This is a genomic window from Arthrobacter sp. C152 (genome assembly GCF_054890965.1).
On the sequence record NZ_JBTZSU010000066.1, the window covers coordinates 1 to 7,608 of the forward strand.

7 protein-coding genes and 1 pseudogene are annotated in these 7,608 nt (G+C 69.5%); 3 read left to right on the forward strand and 5 right to left on the reverse strand.

What is annotated here, in order from left to right; translation table 11 throughout:
• Nucleotides 1-48 precede the first annotated feature (48 nt).
• Complete coding sequence (gene malQ / locus ACYSM9_RS21500; RefSeq protein ID WP_461858980.1) at nt 49-2,271, reverse strand: 4-alpha-glucanotransferase; 2,223 nt, start codon at nt 2,269-2,271, stop codon at nt 49-51.
• 144 nt (nt 2,272-2,415) lie between these two features.
• On the reverse strand, nt 2,416-3,150 hold the full coding sequence (locus ACYSM9_RS21505; protein WP_461858981.1) for a GAF and ANTAR domain-containing protein: 735 nt from the start codon (nt 3,148-3,150) through the stop codon (nt 2,416-2,418).
• Between the two features lie 177 nt (nt 3,151-3,327).
• Between ACYSM9_RS21505 and ACYSM9_RS21510 the strand changes: the two genes are divergently transcribed.
• The 3 genes and pseudogenes from ACYSM9_RS21510 to ACYSM9_RS21520 all read left to right on the forward strand — a co-directional run.
• Entirely contained in the window at nt 3,328-4,374 is a 1,047-nt protein-coding gene (locus tag ACYSM9_RS21510; RefSeq protein ID WP_461858982.1) for an aldo/keto reductase, read from the forward strand.
• Nucleotides 4,375-4,409: 35 nt separating this feature from the next.
• Nucleotides 4,410-4,949 (forward strand): DUF488 domain-containing protein, encoded by a 540-nt coding sequence (locus ACYSM9_RS21515; RefSeq protein WP_461858983.1) that lies wholly within the window; start codon nt 4,410-4,412, stop codon nt 4,947-4,949.
• A 107-nt stretch (nt 4,950-5,056) separates the two neighbouring features.
• A pseudogene (locus ACYSM9_RS21520) lies at nt 5,057-5,230 on the forward strand (DUF3040 domain-containing protein); the annotation flags it as partial.
• On the opposite strand, the gene ACYSM9_RS21525 reads toward ACYSM9_RS21520, so the two are convergent.
• The 3 genes from ACYSM9_RS21525 to ACYSM9_RS21535 all read right to left on the reverse strand — a co-directional run bounded on the left by ACYSM9_RS21525 (nt 5,186) and on the right by ACYSM9_RS21535 (nt 7,548).
• On the reverse strand, nt 5,186-6,325 hold the full coding sequence (locus ACYSM9_RS21525) for a DMT family transporter (protein WP_461858984.1): 1,140 nt from the start codon (nt 6,323-6,325) through the stop codon (nt 5,186-5,188). The pseudogene ACYSM9_RS21520 and the gene ACYSM9_RS21525 sit on opposite strands and share 45 nt — an antisense overlap.
• 11 nt (nt 6,326-6,336) lie before the next feature.
• Nucleotides 6,337-6,924 (reverse strand): TetR/AcrR family transcriptional regulator, encoded by a 588-nt coding sequence (locus ACYSM9_RS21530; protein WP_461858985.1) that lies wholly within the window; start codon nt 6,922-6,924, stop codon nt 6,337-6,339.
• 78 nt (nt 6,925-7,002) lie between these two features.
• On the reverse strand, nt 7,003-7,548 hold the full coding sequence (locus ACYSM9_RS21535; protein ID WP_461858986.1) for a gluconokinase: 546 nt from the start codon (nt 7,546-7,548) through the stop codon (nt 7,003-7,005).
• Between the last annotated feature and the right edge of the window lie 60 nt (nt 7,549-7,608).

Consider the following 7,608-nt stretch of genomic DNA (forward strand, 5'->3'; position numbering starts at 1 on the left):
GCCCGGAACAACTTTCTCCCACCACGGCGCGACAGCGACCCTGAACCGCTAGCCGTGCAGGGATCCTTCCACCGCGGCGAGCAGCGCATTGAACCGCGCGTTGGCGGGAAGGTCATCGAGATAGACGGGCCTGCCGTCGGGTCCGCCCAGCGGAACCTGCCAGTTGGGGTACAGGGCTTCGGTGGTTCCGGGCTGGTTTTGGACCCGGCGCTCCCCCACCGCATCCACCAGGGCCACGCCCAGCAGCACGGACGGCGCCTGCGCCAGCAGCAGGTGCAGCGCCTCGATGGCGTGCTCCTCCGTGCCCGCGCCCGCACCTGTGCCTTCGCCCGCGCCTTCGGCAAGATAGCCGCGTTCGCGCAGCAGGGCGAACATCTTCTCCAGGGACGCGTTGTGTTCGGCGCGCTCCTCGGCTTCGGACCGCTCGAGCAGGCCCAGCCGGCTCCGCAGCGCGACGTGGTCCCCGGCGAGGTAGCCGGCGGTGGGCGGCAGGTCGTGGGTGTTGACGCTGGCGAGCGCCTGCGTGCGGTACTTCTCCGGCGCAAGGGGCGCATCGCCGTCGTACTCAAACCACAGGATGGACGTGCCCAGGATGCCCCGGGCAGCAAGGTAGTCACGCACCCACGGCTCGAAGGTGCCCAGGTCCTCCCCGATCACCACTGCCCCGGCGCGGTGCGCTTCGAGGGCGAGGATGCCGATCAGGGCCTCATGGTCGTAGCGGACGTAGGCGCCGTCGCCGGGGGCGTTGCCCGCGGGAATCCACCAGAGGCGGAACAGGCCCAGGATGTGGTCCACGCGGATGCCGCCGGCGTGCCGCAGCACCGTTGCCAGCATGTCGCGGAACGGGGCGTAGCCGGCCTCGGCCAGGTGCGTGGGGTGCCACGGCGGCTGGCCCCAGTCCTGGCCCTGCTGGTTGTACATGTCCGGCGGCGCGCCCACGCTGGTGGCCGGGGCGAGCACGCTGCGCAGCGTCCACGCGTCGGCGCTGCTCTGGTCCACGCCCACGGCGAGGTCGTGCACCACGCCCAGCCGCATCCCGGCGCGCAGCGCAGCCTGCTGGGCGTACTCGAGCTGCTCGTCGCAGATCCACTGAAGCCACCGGTGGAACCCGATGCGGTCCGCCAGTTTCTCCCGGAGCGCCTCGGCCTCAGGAGTGCCGATCGCGCAGGCAGGGTCCGTCCACAGCGGATCGTCGGGGGCGAGGTCCTCGCGGATGGCGGACCACAGCGCGAAATCGTCGAGCCCCTGGCCGGAAATCCGGCAGAACTCGTCGAAGGCGGCCTGCCGGGCCGGGGAGCGGCGCGTGTGGTAGAGCATCTCGAGCGCCTCCAGCTTTGCCGCGTACACGGCGTCGCGGTCCAGCCGCGTCCCCTCCTTGTTCAGCACCGCCACTTCCTGGTGCAGTTTTTCCATCGCGGCCCGCTTGCGGGGGCGGAGGTACGCCAGTTCGGGGATGGCCTCGATCCTGATGTACAGCGGGTTGAAGAACCGCCGTGTGGAGGGCGAGTACGGGGACGGCTGGACCGGCGGGACCGGTTCGGCGGCGTGCAGCGGGTTGACCAGCACGTAGTCGGCGCCGCGGGCACCGCTGAGGGCAGCGAGGTCGGCAAGGTCCGCGAAATCGCCGATGCCCCAGGACCGTTTGGACCGCACCGAATAGAGCTGCGTCGCCAGTCCCCAGCCACGGCGCTGCTCCAGCGGCCGGGCCGTGGCCAGCCGGGCGGGCGTGACCACCAGGGCGGCGGTGGCAGTGGCGCCCTCCGACTCCGCGTGCAGCGTGTGCCAGCCCAGCGGCAGGTCCTGCGGAAGCGAAAAAGTGGCACGCCCGGTCGGGACACCGTCAACGTCGCGGGGCTGGACCCAGACGTCCTGCTGGACCGCCTCCCGCGGTCCTGCGTCCCCTTCGAGGGCGATGGTCAGGCGGGCCGTGGCCCCGTCCGGCACATGGACCGGAACCTGCGCCGGCTCGCCCTGCTGGATGACGACGGCGGGCGGCAGCATCCGGCGCCACGGCGCCAGCTCCGCCTCGGCCAGGGCGGCCTCGATCTGTCCGTTGGTATGTGCCTCCACCCCGAGGGCGGCCAGCACCTTGATCAGGGTCTCCTTTTCCACGGAGTGCGGCAGCCCGTCCCAGCCCTGGAATGAGGTCCCCACCCCGTGCGCGTCGGCCAGCTGCTGCAGCAGGTGCGGGTCCACCTGCTCATGGGCACCCGCCAGAGGGCCTGCGGGCACGTCTGGCTGTGGTGCATGCTGCTGGTCAGTTGCCGTCATGGGTGTCCGCCTCGTCTGTGATGGTCCCGAAAACTTACAGTGCTGCCTGTTGCACCCGGGCGCCTACACCCCAGTGCACAGCCGTTGGTTCAGATTATTGCAGGTCGGGTTAGTGCAGGGCGGCGGGAGGTTACCGGCGTTGGCTTAGGGATCGAAGTGGGTGTTGACCGCTCCATCGCTGACCCGGCCCAGGACATCACCCGCGAGGTCGCGCAGCTTCTGGTTCCGGTGGCTGGACGCCTTAGCGAGCAGGGCCATGGCTTCCTCCTGGCTGCACCGGTTCTGCGCCATGATCACACCGCAGGCAAGGTCGATCGTGGTCCGGCTCTGCATGGCGGCTTTAAGATCCTCTGCCAGGTTCTGGGCGTCGGCGATCCGCAGGGCAAGGCGCAGTGCCCGGCCGGCCAGGTGCGCGAACCCTTCAGCCCTGGCCACCACGGCGGGCACATAAACGTTTGGCTCCGAAGAGAAGAAGTTCAGGGCGGCCGCCTGGTTTTCGTCCAGGGCGAGCGGGACGCCCAGCACGCTGCGGCAGCCATTGTCGGCCAGCACTTTCTGGTACTCCGGCCACCGGGTATCGGTGGCCACGTCCGCCAGTACCACCGGCGTCATGCTCTCCAGCGAGGCAATGCAGGGCCCGTCCCCCAGGGCCTGTTCCAGCTTGTCCAGCACCGCCGCGCGTTCACTGCTGCCGGCAATGGTGGCGGTGCGCTTGCGCCGGCGAAGGGTTACCCCGCACTCGATGAACACGCCTGCGGCATCGCTGAGCGTTGCGGCCGCCACCGTGGACAGCTCCGTGAGGAATCCGGCCACGTTCGTGCTGCCGATGATGAGGTCGTGCAGTTGGACGAACGGGTCGTCGTTACCAGGGGTGGCCATTCCTCAATATAAGCGAGACGGGGGCCCGGGCGCGCGCCACAAAACGTCATGCGGTGGTCCGCGGTTACTCCGTGCGACGAAAAGAGAAGGACTAAGGCGGGAATCTGCGCCGGTCAGGCGAATCTGTGTAGCGTCATGACGATCCACGGCACGGCAAACTTGATGGAGGAACCGGAGATGGGCCTCAGTGAACTGCGGGTGTTCGGACGGTCGGGCACCCCCATCAGTCCGCTCACCCTTGGCACCATGAATTTCGGCGAGGGAACCGGCGGCCCGCCCGGCGCACCCACGGGCGCCGATGAGGCCATCCGCATCATCCACGCCGCCCTGGACGCCGGGATCACCGCCATCGACACTGCGGATGTCTACTCCCAGGGCGAGTCCGAACAGGTGGTGGGCCGTGCCTTGCGGGGCCGGCGGGACGACGTCTTCCTGGCCACCAAGTTCCACGGCCAGATGAGCCCCAACCCCGCACATTCGGGGAACTCCCGCCGGTGGATCACCCAGGCCGTGGAAGGAAGCCTGCGCAGGCTGCAGACGGACCGCATCGACCTCTACCAGGCCCACCGGCCCGACTACAACACCGACGTGCTGGAAACCATCACCACCCTCAACGACCTGATCCGGCAGGGGAAGATCCTCTACTACGGCACCTCGGTCTTCACGCCTGCGCAGCTGGTGGAGGCGCAGTGGCTGGCCACCACCAACCACCTGGTTCCCCCGCTGGGCAACCAGGTGCCGTACTCCATGCTGGTCCGCGCCAACGAGCGCGACGTGCTGCCCATCGCCCAGCAGTACGGCCTGGGCGTCCTCGCTTACGGGCCGCTGGCGGGTGGCTGGCTCTCCGGCGACTTCACGCTCGAGGCCAGCAAGGCGCCCACTCGGGTCCATTCGCTCCCCGGCCGCTATGACATCTCCGGACCGGCCAGTGAGCGCAAGCTGCTGGCGGCGGATTCGCTGGCCCGCCTGGCGGACAAGCTGGAACTGCCGCTGGTGGACCTGGCCATCGGCTTTGCCTTGACGCACCCGGCCATCAGCAGCGTGATCATCGGCCCGCGCAGCGAGGAGCACCTCCGGGCCTACCTGCGCGCCGCCGACGTCCGGCTGGGCGAGTCCGTCCTGGATGCCATTGACGAACTGGTGCCTCCGGGCACCAACTTCGTGGAGCGGGACGCCGGCGCCATCGTGCCCTCCATCGAGTTCGCTGAATTACGACGGCGGTAGGCGGCTCCCGCTGCACGCCCCGGCAGGTGCCTATCATGGCTGGGATGAAGGCCCTGTTCACGGTAGGTCACGGCACGTCCTCCCAGGAGGAGTTCACGGCGCTGCTCACCGCGGCCGGGGTGGAGTCACTGGTGGACGTCCGGATCGGCCCCGGCAGCCGAAAGTTTCCGCAGTTCGGCAAGGACAGCATGGCCGGCTGGCTGCCCGCGGCCGGCATCAGCTACCGCTGGGAACGCCGGCTCGGCGGCTTCCGCAAGCTTCCGCCCGGCTCCCCGGACACCGCGCTGCGCAACGAATCTTTCCGGGCGTACGCGGCCTATATGCGCACTCCGGATTTCGCGACCGCGGCCGCGGAACTGCTGTCCGGTGCACAGGACCGGCAGACCGCCATCATGTGCAGCGAAACCGTCTGGTGGCGGTGCCACCGGAGGCTCATCGCCGACCACTGCGTGCTGCTCGCCGGCATTCCCGTGGAGCACCTGATGCCGCCGGGTAAGCGGACGCCGCATGTCCCCACCAGGGGCGTCCGGGTCCTGAACGGCGGGCTGCGGTACGACGTCCCGGACGGGCAATAACCCGGCGACCGCACACCCCTTGATTCTGCCCTTGACTCCGCGGGGGAAGGCTCCTACGGTCAATAGCGATAGCCGCGTCTCATGGAATCCAGGGGCATGCAATGCCAATGTCCGAAGAAGAGCGGAGGTTGCTCAAGGAGCTGGAGCTGGGACTGATCGCGGACGATCCCCACCTGGCCATGGAGCTGCTCTCCGGTTACCCCGCCCGCCGCATTCCGGCCGGGCTCATCGCTGGGTCACTTGTTTGCCTGCTCGCGCTGGCGATCGTCGTGGCGGGCATCGGCAGCCAGGAGGTGGCCGCCGTCGTGGTTGGTCTCCTGTTGCTCGCGCTGGGCGCCTGCCTCCTGCTCAACCGGCCCTTCCCGGACAGGAACCAGCGGCACCAGCCCACCGGCTGACTTGGCCCGCTGCCGGGGTTCGTTTCGGGGCACCAGGACAATGAGGCTTCCCAGCACGACGGCGGCGCCAAGCCAGCCAAGTGCCGGCAGCCTCTCCCCCACCACCAGGACCGCCAGGACGGCTGCCACCACCGTTTCGAGCAGCGAGATGGCGGTGGCCGTGCTGGCCCGGACGCGGGCAAGTCCCCAGCCGAACAGCAGGTACCCGGCGAACATCGGAACCAGCGCCATGTACGCCCCGACGGCGGCGTTGGTCCATGACGCAAACAGCGGCGCCCCGGTGAATGCGAGGACGGGCATCAGCAGCATCCCGCCGAGCCCGAAGACGCTGCCCATGGCTCCGCGGGACGTAATGCCGCCGGCGATCAGCCGGTGCGCACCCCACGAATACAGCGCATAGGTGGCGCCGGCCACCAGGCCCAGGAGGATGCCGGCCGTGGAGTCCCATTGGCTCGCCGGGCCGTGCCCGGCAGCGGCGTATTCAGCAGCGCCGTATCCAGCAGCGTCTTGTCCGGCCGCGCCGTGTCCGGCGAGGGACAGCAGGGCCGCCCCTCCCACACCCAGGACAGCGCCCGCGGTCCAGCGGAGGGTCAGCGGCTTATGGTCGGCAAACCGTTCGATAAGGGCTGCGGCCACAGGCGCCGAGCCGATGGACACGACCGTCCCCACGGCCACGCCGGCGAGGTGCATGGAACTGTAGAAGGCCAGCGGATAGACGGCGACGGCCCCCGCGGCCAACAGGACCAGCCGCCAGGACCGCTTGATCGCATGCCGCTGCAGCCTGATCGGCCGGGCCGCAAGCGCCGCCTGGAGCAGCCCGCCCAGTCCCATGGCGATGGCGCCGATGGCCAGCGGACCCACGTCCGGGGCGAAGGTGGCGGCGGTTCCCGTCGTGCCCCAGAGGACGGAAGCGGCGACGACGAACAGCGCGCCCCAGAGCGGCGCGTTGGGGCTGCCGGTCGCAGCGCTACCGGTCACAGGGCTGCCGGTCACAGGGCTGCCAGAATCTGCCGGGCCAGTTGCCTGGCATCCTGCAGGAGTTTGTCCCGGCCCTCCAGCCCGGCACGGGCCATGGCCCCTTCCAGCAGGAAGGACAGGTGGCGGGCAAGTCCGGCGGCGCGTTCGGGGTCATCCGGCAGCAGTTCGTGGACCGGCTGGGCCAGCAGTTCCTCGACGTCCTCCTTGTGCTTGCGCACGGCCAGCCGTCCCGGGCTGCCCACAGGCAGTTCGGCCGCGGCGTTGAGGAGTCCGCATCCCCGGAAACCCTGCTCGTAGGCGAGGTTGGCGTGGTCCAGGTAGGCGTCAAAGACTGCCAGCACCCGGTCCGCAGGGGTTGCCGCGGCGCCCATCCGTTGTTCGTACAGGCCCAGCCATTCCCGGTGCCGGGCTTCGAGGTAGGCCGCGACCAACTCCGCCTTGGACGAGAAGTTGTTGTAGAGGCTCTTCTTCGCCACCCCTGCTTCGGCCGTGATGGTGTCGATGCCGGTGGCGGCCACTCCCTGGGCGTAGAACAGGCGCGCTGCCGCCGCCAGCAGCAACTCGCGTGCGGGGCGGCGGGCGCTTGCAGTGCCTGGCATGGCGGGGACTCCTCGGACGCAGGAAACGTGGGGTAGGTAGACCAGTCTACCTACCCCACGTTTCCTGCACCAGGAGCGCTAAGCCGGCAGCGTCAGGGTTTCCAGCTCCCGGACCACCGCGTCCACCAGCGCGGCGGGCTCCAGTGAGATATCGGCCAGGATGTGCGCTTCGTCCGGTTCCAGCTGCTCCAGCGTGGCGAGCTGGGACTCCAGCAGGGTACGGGGCATGAACTCGTGGGCCCTGGCGTCCATCCGGGCGGCGATCAGGGCAGCACTGCCCGTGAGGTGGACGAACACCACGCCAGGAGCGCTGCTGCGCAGGAGGTCCCGGTAGCGCCGCTTAAGCGCGGAGCAGGCGACGACCGGCGGAACTGTTGTACCGCCGTCGTCATCTGCGCCGGGACCTCCTCCGGCGAGGAGCTGGCCGATGCGGGCGAGCCAGGGCGCGCGGTCGTCGTCCGTGAGCGGGATGCCGGCGGCCATCTTCTCCTTGTTGGCCGCCGGGTGGAAGTCATCCCCGTCCAGGAAGGCAATGCCCAGGCGCCCGGCCAGGAGGGCACCCACAGTGGACTTGCCGCACCCGGAAACCCCCATGACCACCAGCGGCGGAACCTGCCCGCTCACTGGGCCGGTCCTTCGCTGGTGAAGCTGAGGAGGACTTTGCCGGAGGTGGTGGAGTCTTTG